The sequence below is a fragment of the Flindersiella endophytica genome (genome assembly GCF_054779015.1).
In genome coordinates this window covers 251,653-274,084 of sequence record NZ_BAAGYY010000016.1, presented here as the reverse complement: position 1 = coordinate 274,084, position 22,432 = coordinate 251,653, and the positions used below count along the sequence as shown (strand labels likewise).

Sequence of the window (22,432 nt, the reverse complement as noted above, 5' to 3'; positions counted from 1 at the left end):
TTTCCGGGGCCGCGGCGCGGGTTAGCGTCGGACGGGTGACCACCACGCCCCAGACGACGACACAGACAACGACAGAGCCTCAGACCGAGTGGACACTGCACGAAGCCGCCGAGCACCTGGTCGAGCGGCTGATCGTGGCGGCGTGTGAACGGAGTCCGGGGCTTGCCGAGCTGGCAGCGCGGTTGCCGGCGCTGACGTCGACCCGGCTGTTCGACTGGCTCGACCATCTCGGCGGGCCGGTTTCCGCTGATGATCTAACCGCCGCCGGCTACGTCGAGGGCTGGCGGACCGTGCCCGGCGTCTGGCGGCATCCCGGTGCGCAACTGCCCGCGATCGTTCCGGGTCCGACCTGGATGACGGGTCTGCGGGTCGACGACTGCGCGGCATTCGCCTCGGCGCACCCATCCACGCGCGGCGTGCAGGGCGCCGAGCTGTCCGGCTTCCGGCAGGCGGTGGTCATCGACGACGGCGTCGTGGTGTCCGGCGTGGAGCGGCGGTCGTGGGCCGGCGGCATCACCTCCGTGGAATGGGCGGAGGACCCCGTGGCCGAGTCGCGGCGGGCGTGGCGGCTGTGGGCCGAGCGCCCGCGTACGTGGGGTTCGTCGGCCGAGGTGCTCGACCTGGTGCGCATCGCCGAGGAGATGGTCGCGCTGGTCGGGCCGGACCTGGCAGCCTCGTACGCGCTGGAGCTGGAACGCGCGTACTGGCAGCGCCGCAACACCGCCGCCGTCCTGCAGCACGCGCGGCAGGACCGGCTCGGACTCGGCTGGGGCAACAACGACCACCACACGTTCCGCAGCTCGCGGGTCTGTTTCGCGCCGCTGATCCAGGTCTTCCGCGCGCTGGGCTTCGCGGTCCGCGAGCGCTTCTACGCCGGCGCCGACGCGGGCTGGGGCGCGCAGGTGATGGAGCACCCCGGCAACGGCGGCGTCATCTTCGCCGACGTCGACCTCACGCCCGACGAGGTGGCGATCGACTTCGCCGCGGAGCAGCTGCCACCGTCCGACAGCCTGGGCACGGTCGGCCTCTGGTGCGCACTGCACGGCGAGTCCGTCCTGGTCGCCGGCATGCACCACCTGGAGGGCCAGTTCGAGTTCGACCAGTTGCGCACGGACCTGACCGCGCTGGGCGTGGGGCAGCTGGCGCCGTTCTCGAACTTCCCGCACCTGCGCCAGGCCTTCACCGAGGCCGAACGCTGGCCCGTGCCGCGGTCGCGCCTGGAAGCGCTGGTCGCGGCCGGCGAGCTGACGGCGGAGAAGGCAGAGGAGTTCGCGACGCGTGGCGCGGCCGGCTCCCACCTGGAGAACCTCGCCCGCCGTGCTGGCTTCAAGGGCTTCAACCAGGCCAACGTGTCGACCACCATGCGCGCCACCGACCCGCGCATCCTCTAGACGATCTATTCCAAGGGGTCGCCGGTCAAGCGCGCGGCGGATGGCGCCGTTCGTGGGGATGGGCACAGCCGGAGGAGGAGCCAGGAGGGGCCTCCGGCGATCGACGACAACGCAGCCAGCGTGGATGCCAGGCGTCGCGCGTCAGGCGACCCCTTGGAATAGATCGTCTAGCAGAAGCTCAGGCACCCCCGCTCGGGACGACGGACTGCTCGGCGACCGGGGCGGCGGCTGCCACCAGCTCCGCCACGCGGTCGAAGACGTCGCGGCCGAGGCTGTAGTCCTGCGTGAAGTCGGCCGCGCCGTTGACCTCGAGCACCAGGTAGCCACCGGTCTCCGTCGGGAGCAGGTCGACCGCGACCACGTCGCCGGAGATGGCTTCCGCCGCGGCCAGCGCCGCCGCGGTCGCTTCGGGAGGGGGTACGACCCGGCTGCGGCGGCCGCCGAGGCTGACGTTGGTGCGCCACTCCCCCGGCGCCGCGACGCGCTCGATGGCGCCGACGATCTCGCCGCAGGCCACCAGCAGGCGCAGGTCTCGGCCTTCGCACGGCACGAACGTCTGCACCAGCGCGCCCTGCTTACGCCACCACGGCTGCTCCGCCAGCTCGGCCAGTGTCGCCGCGAACTCCGAAGCCGTCGTGCAGCGGCTCACCTGCTGCCCCCAGCTGCCGTAACGCGGCTTGACCACGACCGGGAGCGGCAGCGGCGGCGCGGCGTACCGGTCGCGTACGTGCACGGTCTCCGGATGCGGTACGCCACGGCTGGCGAGCGCACGTGCCGTCGCCAGCTTGTCGTGGGCCATCGACAGCGAGAGCGGCGGGTTGAGCACGCGAACGCCCTTGCGGTAAAGCCGCCACAGCTCGCCCAGCCCACGCTCGACTCCGATCATCGAGGGTCGGACGTCGAGCCGTGCGAGCACGGTGTCGCCCGGCACGACCCGCCACAGCACCTCCTGCGGGCGCAGCAGGCCCGCCTCGGCACCAAGCCGCCGCCAGGCTGCCAACAGCCCCGCGTTGGTGGTGGTTTCCTTGCTCGCGACAAGATGAATCGCCATAGCCCAGCTCCTCGCCATTACGGGACGCCAAGGATCAGACGCCTTGTACACATGGGGTTTCGGGCGCTTTGCCTCGGCGGGAAGCTGGGTCGGATCCCGTGCTCTGCGTCCGTGGGCACATAGTGGAGCCTGGGTGGTCGTGACGTCAATAGGACCAACGGACCTTTACGCTGTAGGCGTCGTGAACAAGAACAGGACCTAGGGTTACGGAATGGCTCGCCGCTCCCGCAAACAGATCGCGTTGACCGATCCACGCGCGATTCGCGCTCTCTCCCACCCCGCCCGGCTGGCCGCGATCGACGAGCTCTACAGCGGCCGGGTGGCGACCTCCACCGAGCTCGCCGAGCTGACCGGCCTCACCCCGAGCGCGATGAGCTACCACCTTCGGGCCATGGAGAAACTCGGCATCGTCGAGCGCGACGACTCCGCGACCGACGGACGCGAACGCCCGTGGCGCGCGGCCGGTTCAGGGCTCACCGTGTCCGAGTTCTCCACCACCGCACACGTCGCGGCGGCGAGCCTGATCTTCAGCGGCGTCTTCGACAACCAGCGCAAGGCGCTCGAGAGCTATCTCCAGGCCGAAGCCGATCTCCCCGACGAGTGGCGCGACACCGGCAACTTCGACACCGGTGCGCTCCACCTGACCGCCGCCGAGACCCGCCAGCTCATCGAGGCGCTGCAGGAGGCTATCAAGCCGTTCCGGGCCAAGGCCGCCCGCCGCCGCAAGGGCACCCGCCGGATCCGTACCGGCATCTACGTCGTCCCCGACATCCGCTGAACGCAGCCAACTCCTGCCGAAACTTCGGCTGGAACGGCATTGACAGATGTGAAGCATATGTTTCACACTTTCAGGCATGCCCGACGCGCAGCAGCCACCGCCCCTGCACAGGAACCCGGACTTCCGCAGGTTGTGGATCGGCCAGGCGTGCTCGGAGCTGGGATCGAGCGCCGCCAACCTGGCCTACCCGCTGCTCGTGCTGGCCCTCACCGGCTCACCCGTACAGGCCGGCCTGGTCGGCACGGTCTCGCTCGGCGCCTCCGCTCTCTTCGGGCTACCGGCCGGCGCGCTCGTCGACCGCTGGAACCGCCGGCGCGTCATGATCGGCTGCGAGATCGTCCGGGCGCTCGCCGTGATCACGTTGGTGATCGCGCTGCTCGCCGGTCGCGCCTCGCTGCCGCTCATCCTCGTCACCGCGGCCGTCTCGGGCGCCGCCGGCGCGCTGTTCGGCCCGGCCCAGAGCGCGGCGTTGCGCCACATCGTCCCCACCGCCCAACTGCCGACGGCCTCGGCACGGAACGAGGCCCGCTCCTACGCCGCCGAGCTCGCCGGGCCTCCGCTCGGCGGTGCGCTGTTCGGCCTCACGCGGTTCGCGCCGTTCCTCGCCGACGCCATCTCGTTCGTCGTCTCGGCGCTCGCGATCGCCGGGATCCGCAGGCCGCTGCAGGACGAACGAACCGAGCCGCACGAGCCCGTGCATCGCGCGGTCTGGCTCGGCCTGAAGTTCGTCGTCGCGGAGCCGTTCCTGCGCGCGGTGCTCTGCCTGGCTCCGCTGGTGAACGCCGCCCTCGGTGGCGTCATGTTCCTGCTGATCCTCATGCTCCAGGACCGCGGTGTTCCGCCGGCGGGCATCGGCGCCATGCAGTCGGTGATCCTGGTGGGCGGGCTGGCCGGCGCGCTGGTCGCCCCTTGGCTACTGCCCAGATTTCGTACGCAGGTGCTGATCCCGATGTGCCTGTGCAGCCTCACGGTCGTCGTCACGATCGCCGCGGTGGTGCCGGGCACGTACCTCATCGGTGCCGTGCTCGCCGCCGGGCTGCTGCTCTCTCCCGCGCTGAACGCCGGCCTGTTCGGCTACCAGATCGCGATCACGCCGGACGCGATGCAAGGACGGGTGGACAGCACGATCGGCCTGCTCGCCCAGGGCCTGCAACCAGTCGCACCGCTGGCGGCCGGACTGCTGTTCACGACCGTGGGGGGCCAGTGGGCGATGGCGTGCTTCGCCGCCGTGCTAGCGGCCACGGCCGCCGGATCCGTACTCAGCAAGGGCATTCGCGGCATGCGCCCGCTCGAAGAGATCGCCGTGGGCAGCTCTGCCGGCCGCGACTGAGCTCCGCCGGCCGGCCCGGCGCCGGACCAGCTCGATCACCACGCTGATCGCCAGGCCGAAGCCGAGGCCGATCGCCATGCCCTTGACCGGGCTGCCGTCGGCGGTCAGCCCGCCGAGGTAGCCGAGCAGTACGGAGTAGACCGCCCAGCACGCCGCCGCCAGTGCCGCGAACGCCTGGAACATACGCCTCGGATAGCCGATCGCGCCCGCGGTCAGTGTCGTCGCCGTCCGCCCGCCGGGTACGAACCGCGCGGTCACCAGGATCTGCCCGCCACGCGTGTGCAGGGCGTGCCGGGCCCAGGCGTACACCTTGCGCCGGCGCCTGGTCCGGGCCAGCAGGCCGAGGATGCGGTGCCGTGCCCGCCGGCCGAGGAGGTACGAGATCGTGTCGCCGGCGAACGCGCCGAGCGCCGCCGCGATCACCAGCGCGACGAAGCCGGGCCTGCCGGTAGCCGCGGCGAATGCGCCGGCCGTGATCACGACGCTCTCACTCGGCACGAGCGGCAGGAACCCGTCGACGGCGGCCAGCACGAAGACGATCGGCAGGATCCAGGCGGACATGAACAGCGGGCCGATCCATCCGATCAGGTGCTCGTCCACGCGCCCGTTCCCTCCGCCGGTATGCCTACCAACCTCTCCCAACCACGGCCGGAACGCATCGGGGACGAACCCTGACCAGTCCCCGACGTCTGAGTACCTTCTGGTGATGGGGAAGGAGTGGGGTGGGCCCGTGCGGCCGCAGGCCGTGGGGGCCGGATGAACACAGTTTCGGCTACGCTCAGGCAGCGATGGACAGCCAGACCAAGGAACCGTGGGCCGCACCGGCCGCCGAGGCGCCGGTGGACGCGGATATCCGCGTACCCGGCTCGAAGTCGATCACCAACCGCGCGCTCGTGCTCGCTGCGCTCTCCGACGGACCGTCGGTGCTGCGGCGTCCGCTGCGGGCCCGCGACACGTTGCTGATGGCCGACGCCCTGCGCGCGCTCGGCGCCGATCTGCAGGACCACGGCGACGACTGGGCGGTCCAGCCCGGCGACCTGCGTGGTCCGACCCGGGTCGAGTGCGGCCTGGCGGGCACGGTGATGCGCTTCGTTCCACCGGTCGCGGCGCTGGCCGCCGGCGACATCGCGTTCGACGGCGATCCGTACGCCCGCGAGCGTCCGATGGGCACTGTGCTGGGCGCGCTGCGGGGCCTCGGCGTCGCTGTCGACGGTGACTCCCTGCCGTTCACCGTCCACGGCACCGGCAGCGTGCGCGGCGGCACGGTCGAGCTCGACGCGTCCGGGTCCAGCCAGTTCGTGTCCGCGCTGCTGCTGTCCGCTCCCCGCTACGACGAGGGCGTGACGCTGCACCACGTCGGCAAGCCCGTGCCGTCGCTGCCGCACATCGAGATGACGATCGCGATGCTGCGCGAGCGCGGCGTGGCGGTCTCCGACTCCGAGGCGAACACGTGGCGGGTCGAGCCCGGCCCGATCAAGGCGCTCGACACGATCATCGAGCCCGACCTGTCCAATGCCGCGCCGTTCCTGGCGGCAGCGCTGGTCACCGGCGGGCGCGTACGCGTGAAGGGCTGGCCGGAGTCGACGACCCAGCCGGGTGACGCGCTGCGCGAGATCTTCGGGCTGTTCGGTGCGCACGTCCGGCTCGACTCCGAGGGCCTGACGGTCCGGGGTGGCGACGGCATCGCAGGGGTCGACCTGGACCTGCACGAGGTCGGCGAGCTCACTCCGGTGATCGCGGCGCTGGCAGCGCTGGCCTCCGAGCCGTCGTACCTCCGCGGCATCGGGCACATCCGCGGCCACGAGACCGACCGGCTGGCCGCGCTCGCCACCGAGCTGCGCCGGCTCGGCGCCGACGCGATCGAGACGTCCGACGGTGATGGACTCGAGATCCGGCCGCGGCCGCTGCACGCCGAGACCTTCCGCTCCTACGACGACCACCGGATGGCCCAGGCCGGCGCGCTGCTCGGGCTCGCTGTTCCCGGCGTACACGTGGAGAACATCGGCACGACGCGCAAGACCCTGCCCGACTTCCCGGGCATGTGGAACGCCATGCTCGGCGGCGGCCGAGGTCCAGGCCCAGGTTCAGGCTCAGGTGGCGAGACGCCGGCGAGAGAGGCGTCTGCGTGAGCCCGGCGGGCGGCCGTTTCGAGGTCGACGACCACGAAAGCTACGGCAGGCCGGCGCGCCGTACCCGCCCGCGCACCAAGCAACGCCCTGCTTACGAGAACGCGACGCTCGCGACCGTCGTCACGATCGACCGCGGCCGCTACACCTGCCTGGTCGAGCATCGGCAGGTGATGGCGATGAAGGCCCGGACGCTGGGCCGGCAGAGCATCGTCGTCGGCGACCGGGTGAAGCTCGTCGGTGACGTCACCGGCGAGGACGGCACGCTGGCCCGGATCGTCGACACCGAGCCGCGTACCACCGTGCTGCGCCGCACCGCCGACGACGACGATCCGATCGAACGCGTCATCGTCGCCAACGCCGACCAGCTGGTGATGGTGGTCGCGCTGGCCGACCCGCCGCCCAGGCCGCGGCTGATCGACCGCTGCCTGGTGGCCGCGTACGACGCGGGAGTCGAGCCGTTGCTGTGCCTGACCAAGGCCGACCTCGGCTCGGCGGACGAGACGCTGGAGATGTTCCGGCCGCTCGGCGTACGGGCGGTCGTTACCCAGCGCGACGGCGACCTCGACCAGCTGCGGGAACGGCTGACCGAAAGGGTGAGCGTGCTGGTCGGGCACTCCGGCGTCGGCAAGTCGACGCTGGTCAACGCGCTGGTGCCGGGTGCGGGCCGGGCCACCGGCGAAGTGAGTGCGATCGGGCGAGGACGGCACACGTCCACGCAGGCGCTGATGCTCGAGCTGCCGTTCGGCGGATGGATCGTCGACACGCCAGGGCTGCGATCGTTCGGCCTGGCCCACGTCGACCCCGACCGGCTGATCCGCGCGTTCCCCGACCTCGACGATGCCGCCGAGGACTGCCCACGCGGCTGCACCCATGCGCGTACGGAGCCCGAGTGCGCGCTCGACGAAGCCGTCGCCGAGGGCCGCCTCGATCCGGCCCGCGTCGACTCGTACCGGCGGCTGTTCGACTCCCGCGAGCTCCGCAGCGGCGACTGAGCCCTACCGCTGCCTCTCCTGCTACTGCTGTCCCCACACGGCCCGGGCTCCGGCGTCGCCGGTCATGATGGTCTGGTAGCCGGTGCCGACCGACGCGACCACCAGCAGCACCACGATCACCAGTTGCAGTGGCTTGGCCACACCTTCCCGGTCCTTGCCGCCGGCGATCCGGGTCTTGCCGCCGAGCAGGAACACCGCCGCGACCGCGACGACGAAGAACACCAGCACGAACCAGAACAGCAACAGCCCCCGGTCCGCGTGCGTGACGATCGACTCCGGCGGCGCGTCCCCGAAGTTCTTGAACAGCTCCTGGCCACTCTCCCGCGCGACGAACGCCGATCCGAGGCTGATGACCGCACCCACCAGGAGGGGCCAGCGCACCACCCAGCGCCAGGCGGGTACGAGCGCGAACGCCAGCGCCGTCAGCACTGTCAGTGGCAGGAAGACCACCGCTGCGTGAACGATCAGTGCGTGTACCGGCAGTCCGGTGATCGTGTCGAACATGAGGCCCTTTCCCATCGCGATCGCTGGTCGATCGGTCCTAGGTTGACACGATTCCCGGGCCTCGGTGGTTCGATTCGCGATCACTCTCCGGGTAGGCACTACGCTCGGCTCATGCCCGCGACGTCGTACACCGATGACCTGCGGCTGGCGCACCTGCTGGCCGATGACGCCGACAGCCGGTCGATGGACCGGTTCCGCGCGGCTGACCTACGCGTCACGGCGAAGCCCGACTCGTCACCGGTGAGCGACGCCGACACCTCCGTCGAGGAGGCCGTACGCCGCACGCTGTCCCGCGCCCGCCCCCGCGACGCGGTCGAGGGTGAGGAGATGGGCCGCTCCGGCTGGGGCCAGCGACGCTGGATCATCGACCCGATCGACGGCACCAAGAACTACGTCCGCGGCGTCCCGGTCTGGGCGACGCTGATCGCGCTGGCCGTCGAGGAGGAGATCGTCGTCGGTGTCGTGTCGGCGCCCGCGCTCAACCGCCGCTGGTGGGCGGCCCGCGGCGACGGTGCGTACGCCGGCAAGAGCCTGCGGATCGCCCAGCAGTGCGAGGTCTCGCGGGTGTCGCGGATCGACCGGGCGTTCCTGTCCTACTCCAGCCTCGGCGGCTGGGAGAAGCAGGGCAAGAAGGACAGCTTCAACACGCTGATGGAGACCTGCCGCCGCACCCGGGCGTTCGGCGACTTCTGGTCGTACATGCTGGTGGCCGAAGGTGCCGTCGACATCGCCTGCGAGCCGGAGCTGAACCTGCACGACATGGCCGCGCTGACCGTCATCGTCGAGGAGGCGGGCGGCACGTTCACCGCGCTGGACGGCACACCGGGGCCGTTTGGCGCCAATGCGCTGGCGACCAACGGCCATCTGCACGAAGATGTTCTTGCCCTAATCGGCGACTGAGATCGGCGACCGAGCCCAGCAAGGGGACTCTTCATGGATCCGGCATCGGACCAGGCACCTTTCGCGCAACCCACCCAACCCGTTCCGGGCTCGCCGATGCCGCCTCCGACGCCTCCACCCGCGGGTGGCCGCAACCCGGCGGCGGTCGTCGTCGGGCTGGTGCTGGCCGTGCCCGCGCTGGTCGCGCTGATCGTCAATTACCTCCTGCCGACGATCTGGACGGTCAACAGCAGCTTCCAAGACGTCAACCTGCTGCAGGACCGGCCCGCGGAGCCCGTCGGCGCGAAGAACTACACGGCGGTCTTCGAGAACCTCGGCGGAATCCTCGGCTACGGCGCCGCGTTCGCGTTGCTGCCGCTGCTGACGTTCCTCATCGCCGCGCCGCTGATGGCGTTCGCCGCGCATCACTCCGGAATGGCCGGGCGGTGGGTGCTCCGGATCCTGCTCGCACTGCCGATGGTCTGTGTCGCGCCGGCCGCGCTCGCGACCGCGTTCCTGATGGACCAGGTCGGCAAGGAGTCGTCGCTCTCCAGCACGAGCAGTGCACCGTTCGCGCTCCTGGCCGCGACCTGGCTGGGCGGGTTCGGCCTCTTGTTCGGCGTCGGGCTCACGGTCTACCTCGCCGCGCTGCGCCGCAGGGACACCGAGGGATCGGTCTGGCCCGGCCTGCTCGCCGTCGCCGGGCTCGGCGTGCTCACCATTCCGGCGATCGCCTTGCAGACGTTCACCTATCCGTACGTCGTCACCGCCGGTGGTCCGGCCAACTCGACGGTGACGCCGATGCTGGAGGTCTTCGACCTGGGCTTCCGCCGGCTCTCGATCGGCCCGGCCGCAGCCGCGTCGACGGTCGTCCTCGTTGTCCTGGGTCTGCTGGGTCTGCTGGCCGCGCTGCTGGTGATCTTCACCGGGCTGCGTATAGAGCACGACCCGCTGCGCCGCTCGGCTGACGACCCGACCGGCTGGCCGTCGAGCCGGGTGATCGCCACCGTCCTCGGTGGGCTCGGGCTACTGATCTCCCTGCCCTTCCTGTGGAACGGCATCTGGCCCGCGTTGTCGCGGGCCATCAGCCGGACCGGCGGCGAACAGGTCGCCGCCGCCAGCCCCGCCGAGCTCTTCGTCAATACCTGGTTGCCGCCGCTGGTCTCAGTGGCGGTCAGCGTCACGCTGGCCGCGCTGGCCGGCTTCGGGATCGGCGCGCTGCGCCCGCTCGGCCGCTACAGCGAGCTGCTGTTGCTGCCGTTCGCGCCGTGGCTGTTCGTCGGCCTGGCTCCGCTGGCGATCGCGAAGTGGAACGTCGTACGCGAGGCCGACCAGCTCAACACGTTCATCGGCCTGATCCCTCCGGTGGGCATCGCGATTCCCGCCTTGTTCGTGTTCACGCTGCTGTTCAAGGGACAGACCCGGCGCCGCGAGGAGATGCTGGCCTCCGGGATGTCGCCCGGCGACGCCGGCGTACGCGCGTACCTGCCGGCACTGCCGATGATCGTGCTGGTCGCCGGTTTCAGCTGGCTGGTGCAGTCGCTCGACATCTTCTGGCCGCTGCTCGTCGCTGCCGACCCCGACAGCCAGACCGGACCTCTGGTCATGCTGCGCGCGATGGCGCAGTTCGCCTTCAGCCAGGACGGTCCGCCGATCTTCCTGGGCCTACCGGTGGTCGCCGTGGTTGTGTCCGCCCTGATCCTCGCCGCCGGCCAGGTGCTGTACCTCGACCGGATCGCGATCCGCGCCGGTCGCAGGTAGCGGATCGGTGCGCCTGAGCGTACGCACGGAACGGTCCAGCAGGGTCGCGACGGCGATCGCGGCGTACCCGACCGCGCCGACCATGATGACCTCGCGGACGCCGAACACCGCGGCCAGCGGACCGGCTGCGAGCTGGCCGATCGGCATCGCGATGAACGAGCCGAGCGCGTCGTAGGCCGCTACCCGCGACAGCTTCTCGTGCGGGATGTGCTGCTGCAGCGAGGTCTCCCAGCCGATTGCGAACAGCGAGCTGCCGATCCCCGCGGCGAACGCGGCGACGGCCAGCGGCACGACGGTCGGGTGCACGCCGAGCACGAACAGCATCGGCGCCTCGATCGCGATGCCGATCATCCCGGCGAGCAGCAGGCGGCGGGTACGCAAGCGCAGCTGGACAGTGAGTCCGACGACGACCCCGACCGAGTTGCTGGCCAGGATGAGCCCCCACGCCGTCCGGCCGAACGTCTGGTCGGCGACGACCGGGCCGAGCGTGAACCACACGCCCTGCAGGATCGCCAGCAGGCCGCCGAACGCGAGCACGATCAGCCACAGCCAGCGGTGGGAGAAGAACTCGTGCCAGCCCTCGCGCAGCTCGCTGATCACCGACTGCCGTTCGGATGCGGGGATCGGCGGGATGACGACCCGGCTGACGAGCACGCCGGCGAGGCCGAGCAGCAGCGCACTGACCGCGAGGCCCCAGCCTGGTCCGGCGAATCCGACGATCGCGCCACCGATCGAAGCGCCGCCGATCGTCGTGATGTTGCGGGCCAGCCCGTTCAGTGCGTTCGCCTGCTGCAGCTGGCCGGTCGGCACCAGATGTGGAACGAGCCCGACCATCGCGGGCAGTGTGAACGCGGCCGCGGCGCCGTTGACCGCCTCGATCGCGGCCAGCGACCAGACCTCGGCGTTGCCGGTCAGCAGCAGAGTGGCCGCCAGGCCCTGGCTCAGGAACCCGGCCGCGTTCGCGACGACCAGGACCACGTGCCGCGGGAACCGGTCGGCGATCACGCCGCCGTACAGCATCAGCACGATCATCGGGATGCTGCGCGCGGCGAGCACGGTACCGAGCGCGGACGGCGAGTGCTCCAGGTCGAGCACCGCGAACGCCAGCGCGATCGGCGCCATCGCGCCGGCGAGCATCGCGGCGAACCGGTGGCTCAGGAAGTAGCGGTAAGGCGCGTGCCGCAACGGCGCCAGCTCGGCGCGGCCGATCATCGGTCGTCACCCATCGCGAACAGCGCCATGGTGGCGTTCACATGGATGGTGCCCTCCGTACGCGGCGGCTGGGCGCTGTCGTGCAGCAACCTGCTGGCGGCAGCCGCCTGCTCGGTCACCTGCTTCCAGATCTCGGGTGTCACCCACATCTCGGCGTCGCACATCGCGCCGGGTCCGGACCGTACGTCCTGGGCGCGCCGGATCAACTCGGTCGCGATCGCCTGCCAGACCAGGAAGGCGCCCTCGAGGTCGTCGTCGCCCGCGTCGCGGACCCGCGTGCCCCGCGGATGCCGGTAGCGCTTGGCGACACCACCCCGGATCTGCTCCTCCCCGGCCTCCTCGACCAGGCCGGCCTGCGCCAGGAACCGCATGTGGTAGGACGCGTTGGCCTGCGAGATGTCGAGCTCACGGGCGATCTCGGCCGCGGACATGGCCGCGCCGGTCAGCAGCGACAGCATGCGCAGCCGGATCGGATGCGCGGCAGCGCGTAGCTTGTCAACCTCCAAAGACATGTTTGGGAGTATGAGCTCACGGCCGCACGACTGTCAAGGAAGTATTTGGCGGAAAGATGTTGTCGCGGAACGTAACTTTCGGCTCGCAAGGGATTCCGCTGCGCCAGATCCGAGCGTAACGTGCCCAGCACAGGGCCCTCGCAGGGACGGCCCACGGAAGGGACGACTACCAACGACCCATCGGGGAATGCTCGCACCCAAAAGGAGGCCGGTGATGCGCATCAGTGAGATTCTGCGCCGTAAAGGCGGCAACGTGGTGACAATCGACCCGAACGCGAGCGTACGTGAGCTTCTGGATCGCTTGGCCACGTACAACATCGGCGCCATCGTCGTCAGCACCGACGGCACCACCATCGAAGGCATCGTCTCCGAGCGTGACATCGTTCGGCGGCTGGTGGGTGGCACGCGTGTGCTCGACGCCCGGGTCGGGTCGATCATGACCGGCGCCGTACAGACGTGCACCCCCGACGACACAGTCGACCAGCTGATGCTGCTGATGACCCAGCAACGCTTCCGGCACGTACCCGTCGTGGTCGACGGTCACCTCTCGGGCCTGGTCAGCATCGGTGACGTGGTGAAGAGCCGGATCGGCGAGCTGGAGTTCGAGCGGGAGCAGCTCGAGCACTACATCGCCGGCATCTGACACAGATTCGCTGGACGCGGGCGCCTGTCCGGAGATGGAACAGGCGTCCGCGTCCTGGCGGATCCGGTCGAGACCGCACGCGAGCTCGCGGATTTCGTACAGGCGCTACGCGCGTTCCCGCTGAACGGTGAGCTTCCTCCGGGCCGGCTGGCCTCGCGCGACCCGGCCATCCGTGAGTCGATCGCCTGCGCCGAGCGGCTGGGGCTGCTGATGGTCGGCGCGGTCTACTTCCACATCAGGGCGAAGGACCCGGCGAAGATCTTCTCCGCGCCAGCCGCCCTGGCGGTGTTCGCGCTGATCGCGCTCATCCTGCGCGCTGCCAGCGCCTCATCTCGCTTGCTCACCGGTTGGCCAGCCGGCCGCGTACGTACTCCGCCAGCGCGGCCGGCAGCTCCGCCGGCACCCGGGCGGCTGCCCGTCGTCCGGCCTCGGTCAGCAGTCGGGCCGTGGCCAGCGCCGCACGGTGCAGGTCGTCGCCGTCGAGGCCGGCCACGGTGGCTTCGACGCCGGCCGGAAGCCCGACCTCCGGTGCGTCGAGCAGTGCGGTGAGCCCGAACGTCGCATCCCTTACGCCGTGGGCGATTCCCCAGAGCCGGAACGTGTGGTCGCGGGCCTCGTCGAGCCGTTGGCGGGCTTCCCAGAGCGAGCCGCGCCGGAGGTACTTCGCCAGGTCGCCGAGCGCCCACCAGCCGAGGAACGACCACTCGCGTACCTGCTCCCCCGTCACCTGGAACGCGCGCGGCACGATCTCGGCAGCCAACCCGGAGTCGGCGTCGTAGAGCACGACCTCCCCCGCGACGTACCCCTTCCGCGCGGAGGCGGGCATCGCCAGCAGGTCCAGCTGCAGCCCGTTCGCGTACTGCACGAACAGGTGCCGGTGCTCGCCCATCCGGTGGTCCAGAGACTCGAGCACGTCGCCGCACCGGGACGCCAAGTCCGCAAGGCGGTCCAGCGCGCCCGGCAGCTCACCGTCCGCGATGCCGAGCCCGACGTCGAGATCGGACAGCTCGTCCCCGGCTCCACGCGCGACCGAGCAGCCGAGGATCAGCCAGCGAGCCGGCGACCAGTCCTCGACCGCGTCCAGCAACCGGCGCAGCAGGGCCGCGTGCGCGCCGAGCGTGGGCGGCAACGCCTCGATGAACGTCGACATGGGACCAGTTTCGGTCATGGGCGAACGGTGTTCATCCAAAGGGGTCCGGGCGGACCACCGGATACCTCACACTCCAACGAATGAACGAGTCTCTGGCCGGTGGACCAAGGCGTGGTCCCGGCCGCCGATCCTTTCTCGCCCTGACCGGCGTCAGCGCGGCCGCGCTCGCGCTCGGCATCGAGGCACCCGCGCACGCCGAAGGGTCCGATCCGCCGGTGCCCGCCGATCCGTTCGGCCTCGGAGTCGCGTCCGGCGAGCCCAGCCCGGACGGAGTTGTGCTGTGGACCCGGCTCGCGCCGGACCCGTTGCGCGCGGACGGACACGGCGGGATGCCGCGCCAGACGTTCACCGTGCGCTGGGAAGTCGCCCTCGACGAACGGTTCGGCAAGGTCGTCCAGCGCGGCCAGGCGATCGCGTCGCCGGAGCTCGCGCACGCGGTGCATCCGGAGGTACGCGGCCTGCAGCCCAGCCGGGAGTACTACTACCGGTTCCGCGTCGGCGACCAGCTCAGCCCGGTCGGACGGACCAAGACCGCGCCGGCACCGCACGCGCTCGTCAGTGAGCTGCGGTTCGCGTTCGCGTCCTGCCAGGCGTGGTACCACGGCTACTTCACGGCGTACGAGCACCTGGCCGGCGAGGACCTCGACCTCCTGCTGTTTCTCGGCGACTACATCTACGAGTACGCCATCAACTCGTCCAACCTCTGGCGCGAGGGCGTGACGGTGCCGAGCGAACACGACGCGACGGTCGAGACGCTCGAGCAGTACCGCCTGCGGTACTCCTTGTTCAAGAGCGATCCGCAGCTCCAGGCGATCCATGCGCGGGTGCCCTGGATCGTCACGACCGACGACCACGAGGTCGAGAACAACTACGCCGACGACGTCTCCTCGACCGGCATCTCGCCGGCCGACTTCCTGCGCCGGCGGGCCGTGGCGTACCGCGCGTTCTACGAGAACATCCCACTGCGCGCTGTGAACCGGCCGACCGGCCCGGACCTGCCGTTGTACCGGCGGCTGCGGTACGGGCGGCTCGCGCAGTTCGACGTGCTCGACACCCGGCAGTACCGCGACCCGTTCCCCTGCGACGTCGAGACCGGCGACTGCCCCGAGCGCAAGAACCCGGCGCGGTCGATCCTCGGCGAGCGTCAGGAACGCTGGCTGTACGACGGATTCGAGCGCTCCGACGCGGTCTGGAACGTGCTGGCGAACCAGATTGTGATGGCGCAGATCGACCGTGACCTCGGCGCCGGCGAGACGTACAGCACCGAGCAGTGGGACGGCTTCCCCGCCAACCGCGACCGGCTGTTCTCCGCGTTCGCGCGGCACGGGATCGTCAACCCGGTCGTGCTCACCGGTGACATCCACCGCGGCGTCGCGGCCGAGCTGAAGGCCGATTTCGTCAACCCCGACTCGAAGACCGTGGGTGTCGAGCTGGTCTGCACGTCGATCGGCTCCAACGGCGACGGCGCCGACAGTGACAGCCTGGCGCCGATCTGGCTCGGCCAGCCGCACGTCAAGCTCTACAACGCGCGCCGGGGGTACGTGAGCTGCACGATGCGGCCGGAGTCACTGGTCAGTGAGTTCAAGGTACTGCCGTACATCCAGCGGCCCGGCGCGCCGATCTCGACCCTCGCCCGTTACGTCACCGAGGCGGGCCGGCCCGGCCTCGAGCCGGAGGTTCAGCCGTGAGTATTCCCAAGCCTGTCAGCGCGCTCGCGGCCGTCGGCTCGCTCGGCAGGATCACGCTGACCTGGGAGTCGGAGCCGTACCAGCCGTTCGTCGACCACTACGCGGTCTACGCGGCACAGTCCGCGGACGTTCCGATCGGGCCGGAAACGCTGCTGGGCAAGACGATCTACCCGCACTTCGTACACAACCGGCTCGGTGGTGCGGCCGCGACCTGGAACTACCGGGTCGTGGTGGTCGAGGCCGCGGGGTATCGGAGCGCGCCGTCGCGTCCGGTCGCCGGGACGTCTCTGGCGTCGGTCGCGGTCACCGGGGAGCCGGTGGCGACGATCGGGATGTTCGACCACAAGAGCCTGGAGCTGGCGCTGGCGCCGGCCGGGTACGCCCAGTATCCGCAGCGGTTTCCCGCAGGGCCGGACTTCACGTACGGCGTGAGCGATCCGGCTGCCGACTGGAGCTACATCCATCCCGGGCCGTCGGACGCGTGGGCGAATCGCAAGGCGTGGAAGGCGACGTTCCGGTTCCGGCTCGCGGCGGTGCCGGCGGCGGGGCTGTGGCTTTCGATGTGGCTGATCGACACGCACGCGACGATTCCGGGGGTGGCCGGGCTGGGGCTCGGCGGGTCGGAGTTCGGCACGGTCGCGTTCGAACGCGGCGCGACGCGCGGGTCGCTGGAGGGCGATGCCACCAAGCCGGGCTCGCCGTTGCGGCCGTCGTACGTCGAGCTCGAGTTGCCGAAGGAGCTGTTGGCCGCCGGTGAGAACGTGCTCACGATCGACAAGCGGGAGGGCTCGTGGCACGCCTACGACGCGGTCGGGGTGTTCGTACCGGGCTGAGGTTCTGTTCTTGGGGGAACAGCGCACGTCCACCGGGCGATCGGTGCCCGGTGGACGTGAGGAGGGTTCGTGCCGTTGTGGCGTCCGGCGTTACTCGGCGGCGCCTTCACCACTGGCCGCTGAGTCGTCGCGACGCCGGCCTGCCGTTGCCGCCTGCGGAAGCTGGACGTCGTCGACTTTTACGTTGACCGCCGCCACGCGCAGCCCGAGCATCTTGTGCGCCTGCTCGGCGACGTTGCTCTGAACGTTGCGCGCCACGTCCATCACGACATGGCCGTACTCGACGACGATCGTGAGGTTGATCGTCACCTCGTCACCGGTGATGCTGGCCTTGACACCCTGGTCGCCGCGCTTCTGCCCGACACCGATCCGCTCGCGGACGTTCTCCAGCAGCCGCGCCACGTCGCCGCCCAGGTCGACAACACCGTCGACCTCGAGCGCCGCCAGCGCCGACACCTTCTCGACGACCTCGTCGGCGATCTCGATCAGGCCCTCGACCTTTTCCTCGGCGGGCTTGGCCGCCTCTGCGACGTTGGCGCCGGCGTCGGCGTCGCCGTCGGCCGCGTCCTCGACCTCGGTGGCCTCCTTGGCGTCGGCGTCGGTGGCGTCCTTGACCTCGGCCTTGGCCTCAGCCGCCTCCGGCTGCTCCTGCTTCTCCGCGGTCTCGTCCGCCACCTTCGCCTCAGCGGTCGCCGTCGCCTGGCCGACCGGCCCGCCCATCGGCCGGGCCTGCTGTGCCTGCTGCCCCTGCTGGTTCTGCGGGTTCTGCCCCTCGCCCGGCTGCGGCTGCCCAGGCCGGCCGGGAGCCTGCTGAGAGTTGCCCTGCGCCGGCCCGTTCGGGGTGGCCGGGTTGTTCCAAATCGCTGTCACCGGTGGTGCCCTCCCTCGGTCTTTGGAGGGCCAAATCCTCCCAGGATTTCGCCTTGTTCGCAGCTGTCCGCAAGACTCCAGAAATCGAACATTCGCTGAACCAGTACGGACGTTTTGTCACCATCCGTGCGCCGCGAGTACCGCCTCCACGTCACGCCGCTGCTGGGCCGCGTAGTCGCGGGAGAAGTGCGGAATCTCGAGGAGGTATTTGAACCGTTCCCGCGGCAGGATGCGCAGCAGTTCGTCGTAGTCGGCGCACAGCAGGTCCGTGAGCTCCCCGCCGCCGACACCCAGCAGGTCGACGAGCTTGATCTGCCCGTCGGCGGACCGCATCACGTTCTCACCGATGTCGATGCCCATCCAGAACGGCACGTTGGCGCGGCACTCGGCGTCCAGCACCTCGGTCGCCTTCCGGGCCGCGCGCAGGTGCGGGTCCGGGTCGGCGTCGTCCCGCCAGCGTTCGAGGAACGCGTGCTCGTCCACCTCGGTGATCGGCGTGAGGTGCTCGAGGATCGCGAGCTGCCCGCCGCCCTCGAGCTCGGTCACGAAGTCGACTCGCGGGAAGTACGGGTTGCCGCCGACGCGGCGGCACAGCTCCACGAACCATGCGTACGACGGCTCGAACGCGCTGACGCGTGCGGCGTACGTCGCCGATGGCGAGCGGAAGACGTTCGCCCAGTCACCCTCGCCGCACTTGGCCCACCCGTGCGCTTGCAGCCGCGCCCGCGCACCCCGGTGGTTGACGGCCGGCCAGGCGACGCCCGCGAGCACCTCGAGCTCGGCGGCGTTCGGCGGGAGTGGCGGCATCCCGCGACCGTACGCCGGGTCGCCCGCGGGCGTCGACCGAATTCAGCCGAGCCGGCTCTGCCCCGGCTGGGTCAGCTCCGCCAGCAACGCGGCCTTGCGTTCGTCGGTGGTGAACGCCGCGCGGATCGCGTTGTGGGTGAAGCCGGCGAGCTGGTCCGCGCTCATTCCGAGGTCGGCTGCCAGGGCGTACTCCTGCTCGATCGTCGTGCTGAGCTGGACGGGGTTGTCCGTGGCCAGCGTGACCGCCACGCCGGCCTCGACCAGGCGCGGCAGCGGATGCCCGTCGATCTCCGGCAGCACACCGAAGAACTCGTTGCACGTAAGGGCGCACTCCAGGGTCACAGCCCGGTCGGCCAGCAGCTGCAGTAGTTCCGGATCCGCCGCTGCGTGGATGCCGTGCCCGATCCTGGTCAGACCCGGCATCCGCGCGGCGGCGGCGATGTTCGCAGTCGACACCTCGCCGGCATGGGCCGTGATTCCCAAGCCGGCTTCGGCGAGCCTGCCGGCCAGCCGGTACATCGGCGTCCAGTCGGCTTCGTCGGCGTAGGGCGCGTAGAGGAAGTCGACGCCCGCGAGCCCTTCGCCGGCTGCTCTGACACAGCCGTCGACATAGGCGTCCGCGCGCTCCGGATCCTCCGCCGCGCCGATCACGATCGCCAGCGCCTCGGCGTGCAGGCTTGGGTAGTCGGCGCGAACCTGCTGCTCCGCTTGCCGAAACAGCGACATGAAGCCGTCACGCGTGACGACTTCACCACCGCAGCGAATCTCGACGTACGAGGCGCCGGCCGCGGCGTGGTCGCGCATCAGCGCCGCGAACCGCGCCACGAACAACTCCTCGTCGGCGTCGAGTGTGATCGGCACGGGCTGGACCGAGCCGATCCACCGCAGGCGTTCCCGGCCCGGCGGGACGTCGGCGGCGAGCTGGCGGCGCCAGGCCGCCCAGTCGTAGGGCTCCCGGCCTTCTCGTTCGGCGAGGATCAGATCGAGATACCGGGCAGCTTCCTGATGGACGTGAAGATCGGCTTTCGGCAAGCCCGCAAGGGGATTCGGAGCATTCACCATGAAACTCTACGGCTAGTCACCTTTCTCCACGTCGGATTCGGTGATCGGCACGCCGCCGGGTTGGAACGTGATGATCTGCGGCACGTGGAAGAAGTAGCCGCGCGGATGAGCACCCAGCCAACGTTCGATCTGCTCGGCCGTCCACACCTTCGCGACCGCGGTCAGGGAGCCGGCGTGGAACGGCAGGCACCGGCGGTCGTCGCCGAGTTGGTCGGTGACGACGGTCCAGTCCGGGTCGAGGCGGTCCATCGGCAACGCGATGCGAATGCCGTTCTCGAGCGGCGATCCGGGCAGGCGGCGGAAGTCGATCGTGGTGAAGAAGACGCCGCTGTTGTGGTACGCCTTGCGCAGCACCGGCTCGGCCAGCTCGGCATAGCGCTGCGTGAAGCGATCCGGGTTCGCGCCGAGCTGTTCGTCGTACTGCGGATGCTCCGGCATCGCGCTGAGCGGCAGCAGGCCGCGGCTGAGGATGCTGTCGAGGCTACGCGGATCGGCCTCGGGCCGGAGGTAGTGGAAGACGTGGGTGACCGAGCACGGAGTGGTGGTTGTGTCCATAAACAGCAGCATTGGGAGCGCGCTGCGGTGAGCGGCTCCCAATCGCGGCAGGGCGGCACTGTCTCAGCCGCCGAGGATTTCCAAGTAGTGCGGGTTGTACATGATACCGAGGACGTTCCCGAACGGGTCGACCACCGCGGCCGTGTCGAAGCCGGCCCCACGCCTGGTGAGCGGCTGGTACTCCTTCGCGCCCATCGACAGTAGCCGCTCGAACGCGGCGTCCACGTCATCGACGTGCCAGTGGAGAATCGCGCCGCCCGGCTGCGTCGGCGCGTCCGCGGGTGCGTACTTGCGGTCGATGAAGCCGAACTCGTCCTGGGAGTCGCCGAGCCGGAACTCGATGTACGCGGCGGGACCTTCGTCCGGGAAGCGGTAGTAGGGCTCGATTCCGAGCAGTTCGGTGTACCAGGCCTTGGCGGCGTCGAGGTCGTCGGCCCAGAAGACGAGAGTGGCCAGTCCACGCAGCATGTTCGTTTCTCCCTGTGTGCTTGTTTCACGTTCGTTTGGCTGTCGTTGACTCCATCCTCCGTCCTAAAGTGCTCACCAAATGAGCGCTTTTTCTGGCAGACTCGAAAATTGTGCGAGCCGATCGACTGGTGGCCGTCCTGCTGCTGATGCAGGCCCGTGGCCGCGTGACCGCCGCCGAGCTGGCGGGCGAGCTCGAGATCTCCGTCGCCACCGCGCGGCGCGACCTCGAGGCGCTGTCGGCTGCGGGTGTACCGGTCTATCCGCAGCCCGGACGGGGTGGCGGCTGGTCGCTGGTGGGCGGCGCGCGTATCGACCTGTCCGGCCTCACCGCCTCGGAGGCGCAGGCGCTGTTCCTGCTGGCCGGCCCGGCCGCTTCGGTCTCGCCGGCGGTGCGGTCGGCGTTGCGCAAGCTGGTCCGCGCGCTGCCCGCGACGTTCCGCGCCGACGCCCAGGCCGCCGCGTCCGCGGTCGTCATCGACCCGGCGCGCTGGGGCGAGGCGGTCAAGCCGCGGCCCGAGCTGGTCGACGTCCTGCAGGACGCGACCGTACGCCGGCAGAAGGTGCACCTGACCTACGCCGGCCGGCGTGCCGAACCGTCGCAGCGGCTCGTCGATCCGTGGGGACTGATCGACAAGGACGACGTGTGGTACCTCCTGGCCGGCACGGAGCGGGGGCGGCGCACGTTCCGGATCGACCGGATCGTGTCGGCGTCGGTGACGGACCAGGCAGCCGACCGGCCGGACGACTTCGAGCTGGCCGAGGCCTGGCAGCAGGTCGTGGAGGAGATGGAGCAGCGGCGCTCCCTGCTGTCGGCGACCGTGCTGGTGGACGAGCGGTACGTCCACGTCCTGCGCGGCCAGTACGGGCGGCACTGCGAGGTCATCGGCACCGAGAACGACGGCCGGGCGCGGGTCCGGGTGGCGGCGCCGACGCCGCTGATGATCGCGCAACACCTGGCCGGCTGGGGAGCGCATCTGGAGGTGGTCGAGCCCGCCTCGGTAGCGGCCGAGCTAGCCCGGATCGGCACAGAGCTCACCGACCGCTACGGCACCACCGAGCGCTGAGACCCGGCGCGCCTGCTGAGCCGCTCGCGATATTCGGTTTCGCGGGGTGCCGTACGGTGCTATCTCATTCCCATGGACACTCCGGATCCGCGCGACCTCTGGCTGATGCAGCTGCGCCTGGAGTGCAAGCAGCTCGACGCCGGCGGCTGGCTGGTCCGCTGCCCCGGCGACGACCCGGACGCGATACCGGACTGCGCGCTCACCCGCTTCCATTCGTACTACGAGCTGACGTTCAGCCGCACCGCCGGCGCCGGCCTGCGCGAGCAGATCCGCTGCGTCGATCCGCGCGCGTTCTTCGACGGCAGTGATGTCGCCGACGACTTCGCCGCTACGCACGGCCTGCGGCTCCAGCGCTTCTCGACGTACTACTTCGCCCAGCCGCCGCCCACCGCCACCGAGTGCGCCGGCCAGGCCGAGGTCGTCCGCCGCGGGCCGGAGTCGTTCGCCGCCGTCGTTTCCGGGCAGGCGGTCGCGTGGGCCACCTCCGCCCGCTCCAATGACGAGTGCGCGGAGCTCTGGGTCCACACCGATCCCGCCCAACTGCGCCGCGGGTACGCCCGGCGGGTGTCCCAGGCCTGGGCCGCGGCCGTCACCGGCGGCGGGCGGGTCGCGTTCTACAGCCACCTCGCCGCGAACGATCCGTCCCGGCAGCTCGCCAGAAGTCTCGGCGTGACCCAGCTGTTCGACGTCGCCGCGCTCACCGCGATCAAGCCGTAGCGCGAAGTGGACACAGGATGTCCTCATCGACTGGGA

At 70.5% G+C, this 22,432-nt stretch carries 23 protein-coding genes; 12 read left to right on the top strand and 11 right to left on the bottom strand.

Annotation, left to right across the window (positions count from 1 at the left end; genetic code table 11):
- The first annotated feature begins 35 nt into the window (after nucleotides 1-35).
- Entirely contained in the window at nucleotides 36-1,391 is a 1,356-nt protein-coding gene (locus ACYVF6_RS18595; protein WP_460522889.1) for a hypothetical protein, read from the top strand.
- Between the two features lie 178 nt (nucleotides 1,392-1,569).
- Here the strand turns inward: ACYVF6_RS18595 and ACYVF6_RS18590 are convergent, their stop codons facing one another.
- Nucleotides 1,570-2,442 (bottom strand): ATP-grasp domain-containing protein, encoded by an 873-nt coding sequence (locus ACYVF6_RS18590; protein WP_460522887.1) that lies wholly within the window; start codon nucleotides 2,440-2,442, stop codon nucleotides 1,570-1,572.
- A gap of 211 nt (nucleotides 2,443-2,653) precedes the next feature.
- Here ACYVF6_RS18590 and ACYVF6_RS18585 point away from each other — a divergent pair, with 211 nt between their 5' ends.
- The gene (locus ACYVF6_RS18585; protein WP_460522885.1) at nucleotides 2,654-3,220 is read left to right on the top strand and encodes an ArsR/SmtB family transcription factor; all 567 of its coding nucleotides are present in this window, start codon (nucleotides 2,654-2,656) and stop codon (nucleotides 3,218-3,220) included.
- A 76-nt stretch (nucleotides 3,221-3,296) separates the two neighbouring features.
- The gene (locus ACYVF6_RS18580; RefSeq protein WP_460522883.1) at nucleotides 3,297-4,550 is read left to right on the top strand and encodes an MFS transporter; all 1,254 of its coding nucleotides are present in this window, start codon (nucleotides 3,297-3,299) and stop codon (nucleotides 4,548-4,550) included.
- Here ACYVF6_RS18580 and ACYVF6_RS18575 read toward each other — a convergent pair.
- Nucleotides 4,452-5,150, bottom strand: coding sequence for a DedA family protein (locus ACYVF6_RS18575; protein ID WP_460522881.1), 699 nt, complete (start codon nucleotides 5,148-5,150; stop codon nucleotides 4,452-4,454). The genes ACYVF6_RS18580 and ACYVF6_RS18575 overlap by 99 nt on opposite strands.
- A 188-nt stretch (nucleotides 5,151-5,338) precedes the next feature.
- Between ACYVF6_RS18575 and aroA the strand changes: the two genes are divergently transcribed.
- Entirely contained in the window at nucleotides 5,339-6,679 is a 1,341-nt protein-coding gene (gene aroA / locus ACYVF6_RS18570; RefSeq protein ID WP_460522879.1) for a 3-phosphoshikimate 1-carboxyvinyltransferase, read from the top strand.
- Nucleotides 6,676-7,671, top strand: a complete 996-nt coding sequence (gene rsgA / locus ACYVF6_RS18565) for a ribosome small subunit-dependent GTPase A (protein WP_460522877.1) — start codon at nucleotides 6,676-6,678, stop codon at nucleotides 7,669-7,671. Before aroA ends, rsgA begins: the two co-directional genes overlap by 4 nt.
- Nucleotides 7,672-7,692: 21 nt before the next feature.
- Here rsgA and ACYVF6_RS18560 read toward each other — a convergent pair whose 3' ends face one another.
- Nucleotides 7,693-8,175 (bottom strand): DUF2231 domain-containing protein, encoded by a 483-nt coding sequence (locus ACYVF6_RS18560; RefSeq protein WP_460522875.1) that lies wholly within the window; start codon nucleotides 8,173-8,175, stop codon nucleotides 7,693-7,695.
- A 111-nt stretch (nucleotides 8,176-8,286) separates the two neighbouring features.
- On the opposite strand from ACYVF6_RS18560, the gene hisN reads away from it, so the two are divergent.
- Both hisN and ACYVF6_RS18550 read left to right on the top strand, forming a co-directional pair.
- Nucleotides 8,287-9,075 (top strand): inositol monophosphatase family protein, encoded by a 789-nt coding sequence (gene hisN, locus ACYVF6_RS18555; RefSeq protein ID WP_460522873.1) that lies wholly within the window; start codon nucleotides 8,287-8,289, stop codon nucleotides 9,073-9,075.
- 33 nt (nucleotides 9,076-9,108) lie between these two features.
- On the top strand, nucleotides 9,109-10,815 hold the full coding sequence (locus tag ACYVF6_RS18550) for a hypothetical protein (protein ID WP_460522871.1): 1,707 nt from the start codon (nucleotides 9,109-9,111) through the stop codon (nucleotides 10,813-10,815).
- On the opposite strand, the gene ACYVF6_RS18545 is transcribed toward ACYVF6_RS18550, so the two are convergent.
- Together ACYVF6_RS18545 and ACYVF6_RS18540 are read right to left on the bottom strand one after the other, a co-directional pair.
- Entirely contained in the window at nucleotides 10,720-12,027 is a 1,308-nt protein-coding gene (locus tag ACYVF6_RS18545) for an MFS transporter (protein ID WP_460522869.1), read from the bottom strand. The genes ACYVF6_RS18550 and ACYVF6_RS18545 overlap by 96 nt on opposite strands.
- Nucleotides 12,024-12,539, bottom strand: a complete 516-nt coding sequence (locus ACYVF6_RS18540; protein WP_460522867.1) for an ArsR/SmtB family transcription factor — start codon at nucleotides 12,537-12,539, stop codon at nucleotides 12,024-12,026. Before ACYVF6_RS18540 ends, ACYVF6_RS18545 begins: the two co-directional genes overlap by 4 nt.
- Nucleotides 12,540-12,753: 214 nt before the next feature.
- On the opposite strand from ACYVF6_RS18540, the gene ACYVF6_RS18535 reads away from it, so the two are divergent.
- Nucleotides 12,754-13,182 (top strand): CBS domain-containing protein, encoded by a 429-nt coding sequence (locus ACYVF6_RS18535; protein ID WP_460522865.1) that lies wholly within the window; start codon nucleotides 12,754-12,756, stop codon nucleotides 13,180-13,182.
- 340 nt (nucleotides 13,183-13,522) lie between these two features.
- On the opposite strand, the gene ACYVF6_RS18530 is transcribed toward ACYVF6_RS18535, so the two are convergent.
- Nucleotides 13,523-14,350 carry a hypothetical protein gene (locus ACYVF6_RS18530; protein WP_460522863.1) on the bottom strand — a complete coding sequence of 276 codons (828 nt, stop codon included), beginning with the start codon at nucleotides 14,348-14,350 and terminating at the stop codon, nucleotides 13,523-13,525.
- Nucleotides 14,351-14,412: 62 nt separating this feature from the next.
- Here ACYVF6_RS18530 and ACYVF6_RS18525 point away from each other — a divergent pair, with 62 nt between their 5' ends.
- Together ACYVF6_RS18525 and ACYVF6_RS18520 are read left to right on the top strand one after the other, a co-directional pair.
- On the top strand, nucleotides 14,413-16,020 hold the full coding sequence (locus tag ACYVF6_RS18525; protein WP_460522861.1) for an alkaline phosphatase D family protein: 1,608 nt from the start codon (nucleotides 14,413-14,415) through the stop codon (nucleotides 16,018-16,020).
- On the top strand, nucleotides 16,017-16,853 hold the full coding sequence (locus tag ACYVF6_RS18520) for a hypothetical protein (protein ID WP_460522859.1): 837 nt from the start codon (nucleotides 16,017-16,019) through the stop codon (nucleotides 16,851-16,853). Before ACYVF6_RS18525 ends, ACYVF6_RS18520 begins: the two co-directional genes overlap by 4 nt.
- Nucleotides 16,854-16,943: 90 nt before the next feature.
- Here the strand turns inward: ACYVF6_RS18520 and ACYVF6_RS18515 are convergent, their stop codons facing one another.
- The 5 genes from ACYVF6_RS18515 to ACYVF6_RS18495 all read right to left on the bottom strand — a co-directional run bounded on the left by ACYVF6_RS18515 (nucleotide 16,944) and on the right by ACYVF6_RS18495 (nucleotide 20,615).
- Complete coding sequence (locus tag ACYVF6_RS18515) at nucleotides 16,944-17,723, bottom strand: Asp23/Gls24 family envelope stress response protein (protein ID WP_460522857.1); 780 nt, start codon at nucleotides 17,721-17,723, stop codon at nucleotides 16,944-16,946.
- Between the two features lie 117 nt (nucleotides 17,724-17,840).
- Complete coding sequence (locus ACYVF6_RS18510; RefSeq protein ID WP_460522855.1) at nucleotides 17,841-18,530, bottom strand: hypothetical protein; 690 nt, start codon at nucleotides 18,528-18,530, stop codon at nucleotides 17,841-17,843.
- 42 nt (nucleotides 18,531-18,572) lie between these two features.
- Nucleotides 18,573-19,562: an adenosine deaminase family protein gene (locus ACYVF6_RS18505; protein ID WP_460522853.1), complete on the bottom strand. Its 990-nt coding sequence runs from the start codon at nucleotides 19,560-19,562 to the stop codon at nucleotides 18,573-18,575.
- A gap of 42 nt (nucleotides 19,563-19,604) precedes the next feature.
- Nucleotides 19,605-20,147: a hypothetical protein gene (locus ACYVF6_RS18500; protein ID WP_460522851.1), complete on the bottom strand. Its 543-nt coding sequence runs from the start codon at nucleotides 20,145-20,147 to the stop codon at nucleotides 19,605-19,607.
- 63 nt (nucleotides 20,148-20,210) lie between these two features.
- The gene (locus ACYVF6_RS18495; RefSeq protein ID WP_460522849.1) at nucleotides 20,211-20,615 is read right to left on the bottom strand and encodes a VOC family protein; all 405 of its coding nucleotides are present in this window, start codon (nucleotides 20,613-20,615) and stop codon (nucleotides 20,211-20,213) included.
- Between the two features lie 110 nt (nucleotides 20,616-20,725).
- On the opposite strand from ACYVF6_RS18495, the gene ACYVF6_RS18490 reads away from it, so the two are divergent.
- A complete protein-coding gene (locus tag ACYVF6_RS18490; RefSeq protein ID WP_460522846.1) occupies nucleotides 20,726-21,679 on the top strand; it encodes a helix-turn-helix transcriptional regulator in 954 nt (317 codons plus the stop codon).
- 72 nt (nucleotides 21,680-21,751) lie between these two features.
- Nucleotides 21,752-22,396 carry a GNAT family N-acetyltransferase gene (locus ACYVF6_RS18485; RefSeq protein ID WP_460522844.1) on the top strand — a complete coding sequence of 215 codons (645 nt, stop codon included), beginning with the start codon at nucleotides 21,752-21,754 and terminating at the stop codon, nucleotides 22,394-22,396.
- The last annotated feature ends 36 nt before the right edge of the window (nucleotides 22,397-22,432 follow it).